At 64.4% G+C, this 17,687-nt stretch carries 12 protein-coding genes; 6 read left to right on the forward strand and 6 right to left on the reverse strand.

What is annotated here, in order from left to right; translation table 11 throughout:
* Window positions 1-75: 75 nt before the first annotated feature.
* Genes AC0IPL_RS11130 through cobA form a run of 6 tightly spaced genes read left to right on the forward strand, consistent with a single transcriptional unit; the run spans window position 76 to window position 9,025 of the window.
* Window positions 76-1,149 (forward strand): ABC transporter permease, encoded by a 1,074-nt coding sequence (locus tag AC0IPL_RS11130; RefSeq protein ID WP_474274497.1) that lies wholly within the window; start codon window positions 76-78, stop codon window positions 1,147-1,149.
* 6 nt (window positions 1,150-1,155) lie between these two features.
* Window positions 1,156-2,838 (forward strand): ABC transporter ATP-binding protein, encoded by a 1,683-nt coding sequence (locus tag AC0IPL_RS11135; protein WP_474274499.1) that lies wholly within the window; start codon window positions 1,156-1,158, stop codon window positions 2,836-2,838.
* A gap of 4 nt (window positions 2,839-2,842) precedes the next feature.
* Window positions 2,843-5,284, forward strand: coding sequence for a nitrite reductase large subunit NirB (nirB, locus tag AC0IPL_RS11140; RefSeq protein WP_474274501.1), 2,442 nt, complete (start codon window positions 2,843-2,845; stop codon window positions 5,282-5,284).
* Window positions 5,281-5,613 carry a nitrite reductase small subunit NirD gene (gene nirD, locus AC0IPL_RS11145; RefSeq protein ID WP_474274503.1) on the forward strand — a complete coding sequence of 111 codons (333 nt, stop codon included), beginning with the start codon at window positions 5,281-5,283 and terminating at the stop codon, window positions 5,611-5,613. Before nirB ends, nirD begins: the two co-directional genes overlap by 4 nt.
* Window positions 5,613-8,240, forward strand: coding sequence for a molybdopterin-dependent oxidoreductase (locus AC0IPL_RS11150; protein WP_474274504.1), 2,628 nt, complete (start codon window positions 5,613-5,615; stop codon window positions 8,238-8,240). Before nirD ends, AC0IPL_RS11150 begins: the two co-directional genes overlap by 1 nt.
* An 11-nt stretch (window positions 8,241-8,251) precedes the next feature.
* Window positions 8,252-9,025, forward strand: coding sequence for a uroporphyrinogen-III C-methyltransferase (gene cobA, locus AC0IPL_RS11155; protein ID WP_474274505.1), 774 nt, complete (start codon window positions 8,252-8,254; stop codon window positions 9,023-9,025).
* Between the two features lie 213 nt (window positions 9,026-9,238).
* Here the strand turns inward: cobA and AC0IPL_RS11160 are convergent, their stop codons facing one another.
* The 6 genes from AC0IPL_RS11160 to AC0IPL_RS11185 all read right to left on the reverse strand — a co-directional run bounded on the left by AC0IPL_RS11160 (window position 9,239) and on the right by AC0IPL_RS11185 (window position 17,572).
* The gene (locus AC0IPL_RS11160) at window positions 9,239-12,349 is read right to left on the reverse strand and encodes an efflux RND transporter permease subunit (RefSeq protein WP_474274507.1); all 3,111 of its coding nucleotides are present in this window, start codon (window positions 12,347-12,349) and stop codon (window positions 9,239-9,241) included.
* Window positions 12,350-12,387: 38 nt separating this feature from the next.
* Window positions 12,388-13,560 (reverse strand): efflux RND transporter periplasmic adaptor subunit, encoded by a 1,173-nt coding sequence (locus AC0IPL_RS11165; RefSeq protein WP_474274508.1) that lies wholly within the window; start codon window positions 13,558-13,560, stop codon window positions 12,388-12,390.
* Window positions 13,561-13,910: 350 nt separating this feature from the next.
* Window positions 13,911-14,663, reverse strand: coding sequence for an SDR family NAD(P)-dependent oxidoreductase (locus tag AC0IPL_RS11170; protein WP_474274510.1), 753 nt, complete (start codon window positions 14,661-14,663; stop codon window positions 13,911-13,913).
* Between the two features lie 19 nt (window positions 14,664-14,682).
* Window positions 14,683-16,017 (reverse strand): TRAP transporter large permease, encoded by a 1,335-nt coding sequence (locus tag AC0IPL_RS11175; RefSeq protein WP_474274512.1) that lies wholly within the window; start codon window positions 16,015-16,017, stop codon window positions 14,683-14,685.
* On the reverse strand, window positions 16,010-16,498 hold the full coding sequence (locus AC0IPL_RS11180) for a TRAP transporter small permease (RefSeq protein ID WP_474274514.1): 489 nt from the start codon (window positions 16,496-16,498) through the stop codon (window positions 16,010-16,012). The genes AC0IPL_RS11175 and AC0IPL_RS11180 overlap by 8 nt, the downstream gene beginning before the upstream one ends.
* 69 nt (window positions 16,499-16,567) lie before the next feature.
* A complete protein-coding gene (locus AC0IPL_RS11185; protein ID WP_474274516.1) occupies window positions 16,568-17,572 on the reverse strand; it encodes a DctP family TRAP transporter solute-binding subunit in 1,005 nt (334 codons plus the stop codon).
* Window positions 17,573-17,687: the final 115 nt, after the last annotated feature.

Raw genomic sequence — 17,687 nt, forward strand, 5'->3', positions numbered from 1 at the left:
CGGCCGGGCGCGCGGCGCGGCCGACCAAGCCGGTGCCGCCGCCCAGTCGCAGCATTTCCCGAAAAGGATCCCACCATGACCACCGTCGACCCCGACACGCTCAGCTCCGAAGCCCGCCGCGCGCGGCTGTTCACCCGGATCAACAAGCTGGATGCCTGGTTTCAGGTCTTTGGCCTGGCCTGGATCACCCCGGTTCTGAAAGCCGCCGCAGGCGACAACCCCAAGGCTCAGATGAAAGAAATCTGGCGCCTGCTGGCCGTTCCCGTCATTGCGATTGCGGTTTTTCTTCTGCTCTGGGCCACCATGGCTCCCAAAGTACAGACGTCGCTGGGCGCCGTCCCCGGCCCTGCCGCCGTCTGGACCGAAGCCGTGAACCTGCACAGGGATGCTGCGCTCAAGGCCACCAAGAAACAAGCCCACGACGAGAAGGTAGAGGCCCGCAATCAACGCTTTATCGACCGCGGCCAGCCGGACCAAGTGAAAGACATCCCCTATACCGGGGCGCCGTCTTACTACCAGCAGATCTGGACCTCGATCCAGACGGTGTTCTTCGGATTTCTGATCGCCTCGGCTGTGGCCATTCCGCTGGGCATCCTGGCGGGCCTGTCACCGGTCGCCAATTCCGCGATCAACCCCCTGGTGCAAATCATGAAGCCGGTGTCGCCGCTGGCCTGGCTGCCGATCGTGACCATGGTGGTCTCGGCGCTTTATGCCAGCAACGACGGGCTGTTGTCCAAATCGTTCCTGGTCTCTGCAATCACCGTCACGCTGTGCTCCCTGTGGCCGACGCTGATCAACACCGCGCTGGGGGTCGCCTCCATCGACAGGGATTTGGTGAACGTCTCCAAGGTTCTGAAGATGAACACCTACACCAAGATCACCAAGCTGGTGCTGCCCTCGGCCCTGCCGCTGATCTTCACCGGGCTGCGGCTGTCGCTGGGGGTCGGTTGGATGGTTCTGATCGCGGCAGAGATGCTGGCGCAGAACCCTGGCCTCGGCAAATTCGTCTGGGACGAGTTCCAGAACGGCTCCAGCCAGTCGCTGGCCAAGATCATCGTCGCGGTGCTGACCATCGGGGTCATCGGCTTCCTCCTGGACCGGGTGATGTACGCGCTGCAGTCGCTCTTTACCTTCTCGAACAACAGGTGATCCGTGATGCGTGTTCTTGAGTTCAAAAATGTCTCCAAGAGCTTTGGGGAAGGCACCACCCGCACCGATGTTTTGAACAACATCAACCTGCAGGTGGAAAAGGGCGAGTTTCTGGTGCTGCTGGGCTTCTCTGGCACCGGCAAGACAACCTTGATCAACCTGATGGCCGGGCTGGACCGGCCCTCCAAGGGCTCCGTCACCTACCGCGGCAAGGAGATCACCGGCCCCGGCCCCGAACGCGGCGTGATCTTTCAGCGCTACTCGCTGATGCCCTGGCTGACGGTGAACGGCAATGTGTCGCTGGCGGTGGACACCATCTTTCCCGGCATGGGCCGGGCGGCGAAACAGGCCAAGGTGGACCATTACGTGAAAATGGTGGGCCTGGACCACGCCGCACACCGCCGCCCGGCGGAGCTGTCGGGTGGCATGCGCCAGCGGGTCAATGTCGCGCGCGCTCTGGCGATGGACCCGGAGGTGCTCTTGCTGGATGAGCCGCTGTCGGCGCTGGATGCGCTGACCCGTGCCAATCTGGCGGATGAGATCGAGATGATCTGGCAGGCGGACAAGAAGACCTGCGTGCTGATCACCAATGACGTGGACGAGGCGATCCTGCTGGCCGACCGCATCATCGCGCTGAACCCCGACGGCACGCTGGGCGAAGAGTTCAAGGTGAGCATCCCGCGCCCGCGCGAGCGCTCCGCCATGAACAGCGACGAGACCTTCAAACGCCTGCGAAGGGAGGTGACCTCCTGCCTGATGGATGCCGGAATCGAAGCCAAAATCGAAAGCACCAGAACCCTGCCGGACGTCATCCCGGTCCACGGCCTCCCCGCCGCCGTGGCCCAAGCCTCGAAATCGATGACCGAGGAACGTTTCCTGGACTTCTCGCAGCTGCACAAGATCTACCCCACCCCCAAGGGGCCGCTGACGGTGGTCGAGGATTTCAATCTCAAGATCAACAAGGGCGAATTCATCTCCTTGATCGGCCATTCCGGTTGCGGCAAATCCACGGTGCTGACCATGGCCGCCGGGTTAAACCCGATCTCCAAGGGCGCGATCAAGCTGGACCGCCGCCATGTCGAGGGTGCCGACCCGGAACGCGCAGTGGTGTTCCAGTCGCCCAATCTGTTCCCCTGGCTCTCAGCACGGGAAAACTGCGCCATCGGCGTCGACAAGGTGTACCCCAGGGCCAGCCAGGCCGAACGGCAGGACGTGGTGGAATACTACCTCGAACGTGTCGGCCTGGCGGATGCGATGGACAAGCCCGCCCACGCGATGTCGACCGGCATGCAGCAGCGCGTCGGCATCGCCCGCGCCTTTGCTCTGTCGCCCAAGCTGCTCTTGCTGGATGAACCCTTTGGCATGTTGGACAGCCTGACCCGCTGGGAGCTGCAAGAGGTGCTGATGGAGGTCTGGAGCCGCACCAAGGTGACCGCCATCTGCGTCACCCATGATGTGGATGAGGCGATTCTGCTGGCCGACCGTGTGGTGATGATGACCAACGGGCCACAGGCCACCATCGGCAGGATCACCGAGGTTGACCTGCCCCGCCCGCGCACCCGCAAGGCGCTGTTGGAGCATCCCGACTACTACACCTACCGGCAGGAGGTGCTCGATTTCCTTGAAGAATACGAACACGGCGCAACACCCAGACCCAAACCAGCCGCCAACCAGATTGCAGCGGAGTGAGACCATGACCCAGAAACTCGTCATCATCGGGGCCGGCATGGCCTCTGGCCGGGTGATCGAGCATTTGCTCGACGCGGACCCGCGCGCCTTTGACATCACCCTGTTCAACGCCGAGCCGCGCGGCAACTACAACCGCATCATGCTGTCGCCGGTGCTGTCGGGCGACAAGACTTACGAGGAAATCGTCACCCATTCCAACGATTGGTACGCAGAACACGGCGTCACCTGCCGCTTTGGCGAGCATGTCACCGCGATTGACCGGGAGGCCAAGACTGTTACCGGGGAGAACGGTACGGTGACTTATGACAAGCTGCTGATCGCCACCGGGTCGGCCCCCTTCATCATTCCGGTGCCGGGGCATGACTTTCCCAATGTCATCTCCTACCGCGATCTGGATGACACCAACGCAATGATCGCGGCCGCTGGCAAGGGCGGCAAGGCGGTGGTGATCGGCGGCGGCCTGCTGGGTCTGGAAGCTGCGGCAGGCCTGAAGGAACGCGGCATGGATGTGACCGTGCTGCACCTGATGGGCCATCTGATGGAGCGCCAGCTGGACGAAGCCGCAGGATACCTGCTGCGAAAGGATCTGGAGGCGCGCGGCATCACCGTGAAGACCCAGGCCTCGACCAAGGCGATCCTGGGCGAAGACCGTGCGCAAGCGGTGCTCCTGGACAGCGGCGAGACGCTGGGCGCCGATCTGGTGGTCATGGCGGTGGGGATCCGCCCCGAGACCCGCCTGGCCAGCGACGCGCATCTGGACGTTTCCCGCGGCATCGAGGTGAACGCGCAGATGCAGACCTCCGACCCGGACATTTATGCGGTCGGCGAATGCGTGGAGTTCGACGGGCACCTGTTCGGGCTGGTGGCACCGCTTTACGATCAGGCCAAGGTGCTGGCTGACAGCCTCTTGGGAGCGCCGAGTGCCTTCGTGGTCAAGGAACTGGCCACCAAGCTAAAGGTGACCGGGTGCGATTTGTTCAGTGCCGGAGACTTTGCAGAGGGCGAGGGGCGAGAGGACATTGTCTTTCGCGACCCTTCCCGCGGCATCTACAAGCGGCTGGTGATCGAAGACGACCAGCTGATTGGGGCCGTGATGTACGGCGACACGGCTGATGGCAGCTGGTCCTTCGGGCTGATCAAGGACGGCACCGATATCGAGGACATGCGCGAGACGCTGATCTTCGGCCCGGCCTTTCAGGGGGGCGCCTCCGTGGACCCTCTGTCAGCCGTTGCAGCCTTGCCGCCTGAGGCGGAAATTTGCGGCTGCAACGGCGTGTGCAAGGGACAGATCACCAGCGCCATCGAAGGCGGTGCCACCGACCTCGGTTCGGTTCGCGCTGCAACCAAGGCCAGTGCCTCCTGCGGCACCTGCACCGGGCTGGTGGAACAGCTGCTGCAAGTGACGCTGGGCGACGACTTCCAGATGCCGCAGGCGCAGCCGGTTTGTGGCTGCACCGAGCTCAGCCACGAGGACGTCCGCCGCCTGATCAAAAGCCGGGAGCTGAAAAGCCAGGCCGCGGTCTGGCAGGAGCTTGGATGGACCACCCGCAACGGCTGCCACATATGCCGCCCGGCGGTGAACTACTACCTGCTGGCCGACTGGCCGCTGGAATACCGCGACGACCCGCAGAGCCGCTTTGTAAATGAGCGCAAGCACGCCAACATCCAGAAGGACGGCACCTTCTCGGTGGTGCCGCGCATGTGGGGCGGCATCACCACACCCGACGAGCTGCGCGCCATTGCCGATGCTGCGGACAAATACGATGTGCCGACGGTCAAGGTGACCGGCGGCCAGCGCATCGACCTCTTGGGCGTGAAAGGCGAGCACCTGCCCGATATCTGGGCTGATCTGAACGGGGCCGGGCTGGTCTCTGGTCACGCCTATTCCAAAGGGCTGCGCACGGTGAAAACCTGCGTCGGCACCGACCATTGCCGGTTCGGCACCCAAGACTCGACCGGGCTGGGCATCAAGCTGGAAAAGCACCTCTGGGGCTCCTGGACGCCGCACAAGCTGAAGCTTGCGGTCTCCGGCTGCCCGCGCAACTGCGCCGAGGCCACCTGCAAGGACATCGGCGTGGTCTGCGTCGACAGCGGCTACGAGATCCACGTCGGCGGTGCCGCGGGCATGGAGATCAAGGGCACCGAGCTGTTGTGCAAAGTGACGACGGAGGGCGAGGCGATGGAAGTGATCTCGGCCATGACCCAGATCTACCGCGAAAACGCCAAGTATCTGGACCGGATCTACAAATGGCTCGCGAAAGTGGGGCTCGACTGGGTCAAGGAGCAGGTCGTGGACGATCTGGAAAACCGCAGGGCGCTGGCTGCCAGGTTTGAACTGTCTCAATCCGTTTACCGCAAGGACCCCTGGGCCGAGCACGCGCAGGACCGCACCACGCGGGCGCAATACGCCCCGCTTGCCAATCTCACCTTGGAGGCCGCCGAATGACCTGGATCGACATTGGCCACATCGACGACATCCCGCTGCATGGCGCGCGGGTGGTGAAAACACCGGTTGGCTGCATTGGCCTGTTCCGTACCGCCGATGCGGAGGTCTTTGCCGTCTCCGATCGCTGCCCGCACAAGGGCGGACCACTGTCCGAGGGCATCGTGCATGGGCAAAGCGTGACCTGTCCGCTGCACAACTGGGTGTTCGACCTGAACACCGGCGAAGCGCAGGGCGCTGACGCAGGCCGGATCGAGACCTATCCTTTGCGCATCGAGGCGGGTCGGCTGCTGATCGACGGCGCCACCGTCGGCAAGCGGAGCGCAGCGTGATGGCGGGCGGCAAGGCGGCGGAGCTGCGCTCCACCTGCCCCTATTGCGGTACCGGTTGTGGCGTGCTTCTGCGGGCGGACGGCGCGGGCGGGCTGTCGGTGCGCGGCGACCCGGACCACCCGGCCAATCGCGGTCGGCTGTGCTCCAAGGGGCTGGCGTTGGGGGAAACCGTGGCGCCGGACGGCCGCCTGCTGGCGCCGCAAGTCAACGGTCGCGAGACGGACTGGGACAGCGCGCTTGACCTGGTTGCCACCAAATTCCGCCAGACGATCCGGGCGCACGGCCCCGGCAGCGTCGGATTTTACCTCTCAGGTCAGATGCTGACCGAGGACTACTATGTCGCCAACAAGTTGATGAAAGGCTTTCTCGGCTCGGCGAACATCGACACCAACTCGCGGCTGTGCATGGCCTCCACCGTGGCGGGGCACAAGCGTGCCTTCGGCACCGACACCGTGCCGGGCACCTATGAGGATCTGGAGGCGGCAGATCTGATCGTGCTGGTCGGCTCCAATCTCGCCTGGTGTCATCCGGTGCTGCACCAGCGCATTCTGGCAGCGCGTGCGGCGCGCGGTACCAAGCTGGTGGTGATCGACCCGCGCCGAACGGCAAGCTGCGATCAGGCCGACATGCATCTGAAGCTGCGTGCGGGCAGCGATGTGGCGTTGTTCAACCGGCTACTTACCGCGCTTCATGACGGCGGGATGCTGGATGAAGCGTATCTGAACCACGTCAACGGGCTGCGCGAGACACTGCAAGCAGCCCGCGCCGCCGACGCTTCTGTTACGGGCCTTCAGGAACCCGAAATTGCCGCATTCTGCGACCTGTGGGCACGCACCAAAAAGGTTGTGACCGTGTTCAGCCAGGGCGTGAACCAGTCCACGTCGGGCACCGACAAGGTGAACGCGATCCTGAATTGTCACCTGGCAACTGGCCGGATCGGCAAACGCGGCTGCGGTCCGTTCTCGGTCACTGGCCAGCCCAATGCCATGGGCGGGCGCGAGGTCGGCGGGCTTGCCAACATGCTCGCCTGCCACATGGCGTTGGAAAACCCCGCGCACCGGGCCGCTGTGCAAGATTTCTGGCAGTCCCCTGCAATGCCCGAACGCGCAGGGCTGAAGGCGACGGACCTGTTTCGCGCCGCGGGGGAGGGGCGGATCAAGGCGCTGTGGATCATCCACACCAACCCCGCAGCCACCCTGCCCGAGGTCGACGCTGTGCGCACTGCGATCCGGGACTGCGCCTTCACCGTGGTCAGCGACATCACCGCCGCAACCGACACCGCACGGCTGGCAGATGTGCTGCTACCCGCTGCCGGATGGACGGAAAAAGACGGAACCGTCACCAATTCCGACCGCACCATCAGCCGTCAGCGCGCCCTGCTGCCTGCCCCCGGACAGGCGCGGCCCGACTGGGCGATCCTGGCCGACGCGGGCCGCCGCATGGGCTGGCAGGAACAGTTCGACTACCAGAGCCCGGCAGATATCTTCCGCGAACATGCGGCGCTGTCGGGGATCGCGGGCCGCTTCGGACTGGACTTTGACGTCTCTGGTCTGGCTGACCTGAGCGACGCCGACTATGCCGCATTGGCGCCTGTGCGGTGGCCAGTGACCTCCTCCCGCCAAGGCGGCCGGTTCTTTGCCGACGGGCAATTCTTTCATCAGGACGGCAAGGCGCGGATGATCCCGGTGCGCCACCGCCCTCCGGCCGCGGCGCAAGACCGCCGTTACCCGTTCCGTCTCAACTCCGGGCGCATCCGCGACCAGTGGCACACGATGACCCGCACCGGCCTCGCCCCGCGCCTGTCCGGGCATCTCGCCGAGCCCTTCGCCGACATCCACCCCGAGGACGCACGCCGCCTGGGCGTGAAACCCGCCGACCTTCTGCGTCTGCACAACCCGCAGGGCACGGCTGTCCTGCGCGCCCGGATCACCACGGATGTGCAGCCGGGTGACCTGTTCGTCCCGATCCACTGGACCGCAGAGACCGCTCCCAGCGCACGAATCAGCGCGCTGGTCTCAGGCGCAACCGATCCGGTATCAGGCCAACCGGAAAGCAAGGCCTCTGTGGTGGCTGCCGCCCGGTTTGAGGCCGCGTGGTATGGTTTCGCCGTCTCCCGCAGCCCTCTTGCACCGAACGCCGACTACTGGGCGGTGGCACGCAGCGCGACCGGTTACCGGGCGGAGCTTGCAGGGCTGTCCCCCATCGGCGACCTCGAAGCCACAGCGCGGGAAATGTTCGCCTTGCCGGATGCGACGCTGCAGATGGTGACCGACAGCCGTGGCGGCGCGCGGCTGGCCCTGTTCGAAGACGGCATCCTTGCCGCCGCGTTCTTTACCGCGCGTGAGCCGGTGGCGGTGCGGCGTGCGTACCTGGCGCAATTGCCAGGAACCTCCGCTCCGGCGGCGCTGACAGGTTTGCCCGACGCAGATCAACCCGATCCCGGACCAGTCGTCTGTGCCTGTTTCAACGTCGGTGTGAACACCATTCTGCGGGCCATTGAAACGGATGGCCTCAGCAGCGTCGCCGAGATCGGCGCCGCGCTGCAGGCCGGGACCAACTGTGGCTCCTGCCGCCCTGAGATTGCCGGGCTGGTGCAACGGCAGAGCCTGTCACAGGCAGCTGAATAGGAGATTTAGGCATGACACGACATGGCACAGCGCGCGGCTCTCTCGCACTTGTCGGGGCGGGACCCGGCGCCAGTGATCTGCTTACCTTGCGCGCCCTTCGCAAGCTGCAGGCGGCTGATACCATCTACTACGACCGGCTGGTCGACCCTGAGGTTCTGGAGCTGGCACCTGCAACCGTAAAAAAGGTCTTTGTCGGCAAACATGTTGGCGCCCACGCCTGGCCGCAGGAACGGATCAACGCCGAGATCGTTTCCGAAGCCCTGAAAGGCCGCCATGTTGTGCGGCTCAAATCCGGCGACCCCGGCATCTTTGGTCGCCTGACGGAGGAACTGGACGCCGCGCGCGCGGCCGGGATCAAGACCGAAATCGTGCCCGGCGTCACCGCGGCCTGCGCCGCTGCCGCGCAGACCGGCATCTCGCTGACTGAACGTGGGGTGTCCGACACGCTGGTTCTGTCGACCGCAGCCTGCCGGGCGGGGGACCCCCTGCCCGACTGCACCCGGCACATGCAGCCCGGCACCACCGCCGTCTTTTACATGTCCGCCGGTCAGGCCACCCGCCTGCGCGCGGGCCTGCTCCGCATCGGCCTACCCGCCACAACGCCGGTGACCGTGGCGGCCGATGTCTCCAAGCCGTCGGCTCGCACGCTGGTTTGCCCGTTGGCAGAGCTGCCGGATGCGATGGCGCAGCGGGCGATCGCGGGCTGCGCGGCAATTATCGTGACCTATCCCAAAATACTTGCCGAGCAGGTCGCAAAGACTGCCAGCCTGTCTGTTGTCAGGTAACGCGAGGCATCCCTTGCTGCGAAACTGTGGCTTGCCGGTGACCGGACGGTGACAGTTACTTCCCAAACCCCCGGTGTGAACAGCGCACCGCGTGAACACGCTGATGTTGTCCGCATGGACCACCGCATCCAGTCACTCTGGGGTGCCTGGAAATCGCAAAGGCACGACCGAGGGTTTGGAGGCTGTCCAGGAAGATTTTCGGCATAGGCACTGTCAGCCTCGCGTCTTGTGCCGCAATCGGGTCAGCCGGTAGACCACGACGAAAAACAGCGGCACGAAGAGCACCCCCAACACAGTGGCGGAGATGACGCCGCCCATGACCCCCGACCCCATTGCCGTGCGTCCACCTGCCCCTGCCCCGGAGGACAAGACCAACGGCAATACGCCAAGGGAAAAGGCCATGGACGTCATCAGGATCGGGCGGAACCGCTGCTGCGCGGCATCTGTCACCGCCGCCAGGAGCGGCTCTCCGGCCTGGGCCTTGTCGCGGGCGAATTCGACGATCAGGATCGCGTTCTTGCCGGTAAGACCGATCACCGTCAGCAGCGCCACCTGGAAATAGACGCCATTCTCAAAGCCGCCGAGCCACGCGCCGACCAAGGCGCCTGCAACACCAATCGGCATCGCCAGCATGACCGCAAAGGGTATTGACCAGCTCTCATACAGCGCCGCCAGGCATAGAAAAACCGCGGCAAGCGACAGCGCATAAAGCAGAGCGGCCTGATCTCCGGCCTCGCGTTCTTCAAGCGACAGACCGGTCCAGGCGACCTGAAAACCCGGTGGCAGCTGCGTCACCAACGCTTCGATTTCGGCCATGGCCTCGCCCGTGGTCACGCCGACCGCCGGGCTGCCCTGCAACTGGATCGCCGCCACACCATTGTAGCGATAAAGCCCCTGCGGACCGAATTGCCAACTGGCCTTGGCAAAATTGGAGAACGGCACCATGCCGCCGGTGTCATTGCGCACCCGCCATTTCTCTATGTCCTCGGGCACCATGCGATACGGGGCGTCACCCTGAACGTAGACACGCTTGATCCGTCCGCGGTCGAGGAAGTCGTTCACGTAACGACCCGCCCAAGCGACGGAGAGCAGGTCCCCCACATCCGTGGCGGACAACCCCATCGCGCCAGCGGCCCGCCAGTCCACATTTAGGTTGAACTGGGCGGCATCCTCCAGACCGTTGGGCCGGATCGAGGCGATCTTGTCGCTTTGTGCCACGAGCCCCATCAGCTGGTTGCGCGCGGCCACCAGTTCCTCATGCGGCTGGCCGTTGCGGGCTTGCAGATAGAAGTCGAAGCCGCTGACGTTCCCCAGCTCGATGACCGCGGGGGGAACGATGGGAAAGACAAAGGCCTCCCGGATCTGTGAAAACACGCCGAAGGCGCGGCCTGCAATGGCCTGGACACTGCGGTCTGGCGTGGTGCGCTCTTCCCAGTCCTTGAGGCTGACGAAGGCAAGCCCCATGTTCTGTCCCTGCCCGGCAAAGCTGAAGCCGCGCACGGTGAACAGCGAGCTGACGTTGTCCGCCTCGGTTTCGAGGTAGTGCGTTTCCAATCGTTTCAGCACATCCTCGGTCGCCTCCGCAGTGCTGCCGGTCGGGCCCTGCACCAAGGTGAACAGGATCCCTTGATCTTCCTCTGGCAAAAACCCGGTAGGGGTGCGCAGGAACAGGCCGACCATCATGGCGCCGATCATCAGGTAAATCAGCCCGATCCGCAGCGGGCGTCGGATGATGTAACCAACAGTGGTGCCATAACCGCGGGTCAGCCGGTCGAAGGCGCGGTTGAACAGGCCGAAGACACCGCGGCGTTTGCCGCCATGGTCGGGCTTGCGCAGCATCGTGGCGCAAAGGGCCGGTGTCAGCGTCAGGGCCACCACCACCGACAGCATCATTGCCGAGACGATCGTGATCGCAAACTGCTGATAAATCACACCGGTGGAGCCGCCGAAGAACGCCATCGGCACAAAGACCGCGGACAGCACCAGCGCGATCCCGATCAGCGCGCCGGTGATCTGGCCCATCGATTTGCGTGTGGCCGCGACGGGATCCAGCCCTTCCTCCTCCATGATCCGCTCGACGTTTTCGACCACCACGATGGCGTCGTCGACCAGCAGGCCGATCGCCAGAACCATGGCCAGCATCGTCAACGTATTGATGGAAAAGCCAAATAGCGCCATTACGCCAAAGGTGCCCAAGAGGACCACAGGCACTGCCAGTGTCGGGATCAGCGTTGCCCGCAGGTTTTGCAGGAACAGGAACATCACCAGGAACACCAGCACGATTGCTTCGAAGAGGGTTTTCACCACTTCCTCGATCGAAATTTTGACAAACGGCGTGGTGTCATAGGGAACCACGTAGTCGACACCCTCAGGGAAAAACTGAGAGACTTCCTCGAGGCGGGACTTCACCCGCTCCGCGGTATCCAGCGCATTGGCACCAGAGGCCAGCTGGATCGCCATGCCCGCTGTCGGAGAGCCGTTGAACCGGGCCGAGGTCGTATAGCTTTCAGCGCCAATTTCCACCCGCGCGACATCGCGCAACAGAACCAGCCCGCCGTCGGTTTCGGCACGCACCACGATCTGTTCGAAGTCTTCCGGCGTCGACAGCAGCGACTGGGCGGTGATGGTGGCATTCAGCGCCTGCCCTTCGACGGCAGGTAGCGAGCCGAAGGCGCCAGCAGACACCTGGGCGTTTTCCTCCGAAACCGCCCGCACAATGTCGCCGGGGCTAAGCTCGAAAGCGGCCAGCTGCTCCGGGTTGAGCCATATGCGCATTGCGTATTGGGCCCCGAACACCTGGACATCACCCACACCCTCAAGGCGGCTGAACTCATCCACCATGCTGGACACCATGTAATCCGACAGATCAACCGCATCGAGGCGGCCGTCGCTGGAGACCAGCGCGGCCACCAAGAGGAAGCCACCCGAGGACTTGCGCACGGTGACCCCCTGCCGCTGCACTGTTTCCGGCAGCAGTGGGGTGGCCTGGCTCAGCTTGTTCTGAACCTGGACCTGCGCGATGTCCGGGTCCGTGCCGGTTTCGAACGTCAGCGTTACCGAGGCAGAGCCGGTCGAGGTCGAGGCGGAGTTGATGTAGCGCAGCCCGTCGATCCCGGTCATCTGCTCTTCGATAACCTGGGTGACGGTGTTGTTCACGGTCTGCGCTGAGGCACCGGGATAGCTGGCGCGGACTTCGACCGTTGGCGGGGCGATCTGTGGGTATTGCGCCACCGGCAGCACCATGACGGCAAGCACACCTACGCCCATCAGCAGAATGGAAATCACCCAGGCAAAGACCGGACGGTCAATGAAATAACGTGCCATTGTAAACCTTTATGTAAAGACGCGCAGCGCTGTGCGGCTTAGTCTTCTGCCGCCTCGGGGGTGGGGGTCTGTTCTTGCGGGGCGACAGTGGCACCCGGTCCGGTCTTTTGCAGTCCGGCGACGATCAGGCGGTCACCGGGCTCCAGCCCCTCGGAGACAATCCAATTGCTGCCTTGAGTGCCGAGCACGGTCAGGACGCGGGCTTCCACAAAGTTGTCGTCATTCACCACCAGGGCGGTCGGTTGGCCGCGCCGGTCGCGGCCGACGCCCTGCTGCGGTGCCAGCACCACATTGCGGGCCAGGCCGACCGGGACATGTGCCTTGACGTACATGCCGGGCAGCAACAGCTCGTCCGGGTTGGGAAACTGGAGCCGCAGAACCGCCACGCCCGTCTGCGGGTCGACCTGCGGCTCGGCGGCCAGCAGGGTCCCGTTGTGACCGAAGCTCAGCCCGTCCGCCAGGGTCAGTGTCACCGTCGGGTCAAGCTCGGTCTCGCTGCCGGTTCGCGCTGATCGTGCCTCGCGTGCGTCCCGTGCGCGGGTATAACGCAGCACATCCGCGGTGGAGGCCGTGACATCGACATAGACCCTTTCGATCTGGCGGATAACCGCCAGCGGTTCGGCCTGCTGCGCGGTCACCAGCGCGCCTTGGGTGGTCAACGCCCGTCCGACCCGGCCCGACAAGGGCGCCTTGATAACGGTGTGTTCCAGATCAATCTCGGCCGCCTGCAACTGTGCCTCGGCAACCAGCAGGCCCGCGCGGGCTGCGTCGCGCCCAGCTTCCGAGTCGTCGATCGCCTGCTGGCTGGCGACGCCGCGCTGGAACAGTTCGGCAAGGCGCTGCTCTTCTTTTTCAGCCGCCGTCAGGGTTGCCTTGGCTTGCGCCACACTGGCGCTGGCCTGCGCAACCCGCGCCTTGTAGATCGCGTCGTCAATCCGGTACATCGGATCGCCAGCGGCCACGGCGCCGCCCTCCTGAAACAGACGTTCCACGATGATGCCGGACACCTGCGGGCGCACTTCGGCGACACCAAGCGCCACAACCCGGCCCGGCAACTCGGAGTCGAGCGTGACGTCCGCTGCCTGAAGGGTCACCACCGTGACCGGCTGGGGCGGGCGTGCCTCCTGCGCCGATGTCGCAGCCGCGGCAAGCACCAATGAGGCCGCGGCAGCGATCCCGCGCAGTCTGTTTCTGTTCCAAAGGACGGTCATGGTGTTCTCCCGGCTGATGCCGTTCGCAGCTGCATGTTGATATGTCTGTGCTGGATCCGCGATAAGAGCGCGTGCGCACGACAAGACGCGCAATCCGGTCCGCTGGCCCGGCCCGGAAGGGCGGTCTTCTTCTGTACGTTCACGTCTGCTGCCCCGTTTCGATCGATCCAATCCGATGCTCCGTCCGCAACCGGAAAAGCCGGATCACGCGGCACCCGTTATCCGGGGCGCGTGGTTGGGTCGCGCATAGCACATCCTTCCAGGGGGCGGACTATGAAACAGATCACAGAAACGGTGAAATTTGCGTCCCGCTGCACGGGTACCGTGCAACGGGACACGCTGTGACGCCTTCAGCGACGCAGGGCGGGCAACCCCACACCGGTGGCCTGAAACCCGCCGTCCGAGGCGATGGTCTGACCGGTCACATAGCTGGCCTGGTCCGAACACAAGAAGACGATCACCGCGGCGATTTCATCTTCGCTGCCATAGCGGTTGAGCGGGATCGCATCATGGTAGGCGTCGATGATTTCCTGGCTGTGCACGGCCATCGCCAGCTTGGTGCGCACCGGCCCCGGCGCGACGCAATTGGCGCGGATGCCATATTCGCCCAGCTCTGCTGCTTGCTGCTGGGTCAGGTGGATCACCGCCGCCTTGGAGGTGCCATAGGCGACCCGCAGCGTCGAGGCGCGCAGGCCGGAGATCGAGGCGATGTTGACAAGCGCGCCGCGGGTCGCCTTCAAATGCGGCACCACGGCCTGGGAGCACAGGAAGACCCCGTCGAGATTGGTGTCCATCACCCGACGCCAGCGGTCAAAGCCGGTTTCCTCGATCGGACCGAAATCAGCCACGCCGGCATTGTTGACCAGCGCGTCGATGCGGCCAAGGCTTGCCGCGCATTCCGCGATCATGGCGTCGACCTGGTCCGGGTCGGACACATCGCACTCGATCGGCAGGACGCCATCCAGCTGTGCCGCTTCGGCCCTCAGCGCCTCGGCGTCGCGGTCGATCATCGCAACGCGGCGGCCTTCGGCCAGAAACTGCTTGCTGGTGGCCAGGCCGATGCCGCGGGCGGCGCCGGTGACGATGGCGGTCTTCTGGGTCATGGTGGTCTCCTTGGACAGGTCAGTTGGCGGATGTCAGCAACAGGGTCGACAGCTGTGGCACCAGGCCGATCACTGCGAGGCCCAGCAGACAGGCCGCCAGGAACGGTAGCGCACCGCGGGCCACGCGCTCAATCGGCAGCCGGGTCACATTGGCCGCCACATAAAGGTTGATCCCCACCGGCGGCGTGATCAGGCCGATCGCCAGGTTGACCATCACCAGAACCCCGAACCACACCGGATCCCAGCCCAGCTCTCGGGCGACCGGCAACAGAACCGGCAGGCAGATGAACATCACCGTGACCGCATCCATGAACATGCCCGCGATCAGCAGGATCAGCATCACCGTCAGAAGGATCACCCATTCCTGGCCGCTAAGCCCCAGCAGCAGGCCGGAGTAGCTGCCGACCAGATCCTCGACCGTGACAACCCAGCCGAACAGGCTGGCGTAAGCCACCACCAGCATCACCGTGGCGGAAGACGCCGCCGCATCGCTGAGCGAGGCATAAAGCCCGCGGAGGCTGAGCGTGCGATAGACCAGCCCGCCCACCAGCAGCGCATAAACCGTCGCCACCAGCGCGGCTTCGGTTGGGGTGAAGATGCCGGAATAGATACCGCCGAGGATCACCACTGGCGTCATCAGCCCCCAGAAACTGTCCTTGAAGGACAGCCACAAACGCAGGCCATAGGGTTTGTCCGCATGCGGCGGCGGGCTCAGCGCCTGCAACGACGGCGCGCCCTGCCCCGCCGCGCCCCGCTTGGCGAAGGGCAGCGTCAGCAGCATCATCAGCCCCATGAACACGCCCGGCAGGATGGCGGCAAGAAACAGCTGCGAGATCGAGGTCTCGGCGATGACCCCATAGATCACCAACCCGATGGATGGCGGGATGACAATCGACAGCGCGGCGCCGGTCGACACCAGGCCGGCCGCATAGGCGCGTGGATAGCCGTCTTCCTCCATGCCCTTGATGATCATCGGGCCAATCGCCGCCACCGAGGCCGGGCCGGAGCCGCTGACCGCGCCCCAGAACAGGCACACGGCGGTGCCGACGATACCCATGCCGCCGGGCAGCGAGCCGATCATGACCCGGAAGAAGCGGATCATGCGCTCCGCAATGCCGAGCGAGCCCATCAGCGTGCCGGCCAGGATGAAGAAGGGGATCGCCAGCAGCGAGAACTTGGTAATGCCGGTTGCGATCAGATCGCCCGCCAGCTCCAGCCCGAAACCGATCTGCCACATGGCATAAAGCGCGGACAGCCCCAGCGACATCGCCACCGGCACCCGCAGGGCCAGCAGCAGGAAGAACAGGATGACCATTTCGGTCCCGGCCGACAGGCCGGGGAACAGATCATACATTGGGGATCACCTCGTCCGTGTTGTCGTCGCGCCAGATCTGCCAGGCGTGTTGCAGGTAACGCAGCAGCACCAGCGAAAAACCGAACGGCACCGCCGCCTGGTAATACCACGCCGGAATGCCCAGCCCGTAAGACCGCAGCCCGTTGTCCACCAGGTTCGCAACCGCCTGCCATGAGAACCAGGCCGACAGCCCCAGCAGCAGCGTCGCCGCCAACACCGACACCACAAACACCAGCCGCCGCAGGGCGCGCGGCAGCAGGTCATAGACCAGCCCGACCGCCAGATGTTCACCGCGCCGGGCGGCGATGGCCGCGCCAAACACCGTCAGCAGCAGAAAGCCGTTGGTCAGCAGTTCCTCGGTTGCCGCAAGCGAATAATTGGTGCCATAGCGCACCACCACATTGGCAAATCCGAGAAGGGTCATGGCCATGAAGATCACCGCGCAGATGATCTTTTCGGCCTCGCGCAGGATGAAGGACATCCCCTTCTCCTTTGATCGGACAGCTGCCGGGCGCCGTCCGAAACGGTCAGCACCCGGCGAAGGTCACGGTTACTTGGCGGCGCTGATCGCGGCTTCGAAAGTCTGCACGAGCTCAGGGCCAACCTTGGCGGCCCATGCGTCATAGGCCGGCTGGGTGGCCGCCTTGAAGGCCGCCAGTTCCTCGGCGCTGGGTTCATAGACCTCCATGCCCTTGTCGCGCAGGAACGCGATGCCGGTCGCTGTCGCCTCGCGCGAGATCTGGCGCTGGTAGTCCATCGCCTCGGTCGCGGCGGCCTTCAGTTTGGCCTGCATGTCCGCATCATAGCTGTCCCACTTCTTCTGGCTGATGCCGATGAAGATCGGATCATAGGAGTAATGCCAGGTGGTCAGGTATTTCTGCACCTCGTAGACCTGCTGCGGAATGATCACTGCGCCGATCGGGTTTTCCTGCCCATCAACCACCCCCTGCTGCAGCGCCGTCATCGTCTCGCTCCACTGCATTTGCTGGGGGTTGGCGCCAAGCGCGTTCATCACGTCGATATACATCGGCCCCGCAACCCGCATGTTAAGCCCCTTCATGTCCTCCGGGGCTTTGACTGGACGGCTGTTGTTGGTCACCTCGCGAAAGCCGTTTTCCCCCCAGGCCAGCACGATGATGCCCTTGGCTTTGAGGATCTCGGCCAACTTTTCACCGGGGGCACCCTGGGTGGTGGCGTCCACCTGATCATAGTCGGAATAGAGATACGGCAGCGAGAACACGGCCATTTCCGGCACCAGCGGGGTGACGTTGATCGCGGAGGTCACCACCAGGTCCAGCGCGCCGCGGCCGGTCATTTCCGCCTGGCGCATCTGGTCGCCGCCTGCCAGCTGGGCGTTGGGAAAAACACGCACCTTGACGTCGCCACCGGTTGCCTCGGCAATCAGCTCGCCGAATTTCTCGGCGCCCTTGTGCCAGGTCGTGGTGTCGCCGGTGTTGTGCGACAGGCGCAGGGTTTCGGCGCTCGCCGCAGCCGCCATCACCGCACCGGCCAGAACCGTGGCCAGCGCCGTCAGACCCAGTTTCGAAAATGTCATCTCTGCTCTCCCAAATTGCGGGCCGCCCTGGCCCTGCCGACGGGGCGGCCCCGCGCTGGCATCGATCCACATAATGGAACAAGTTAACTGTCGTGAATTTATTGCCACGATCAGG

It is taken from the genome of Leisingera sp. SA32 (genome assembly GCF_056033425.1).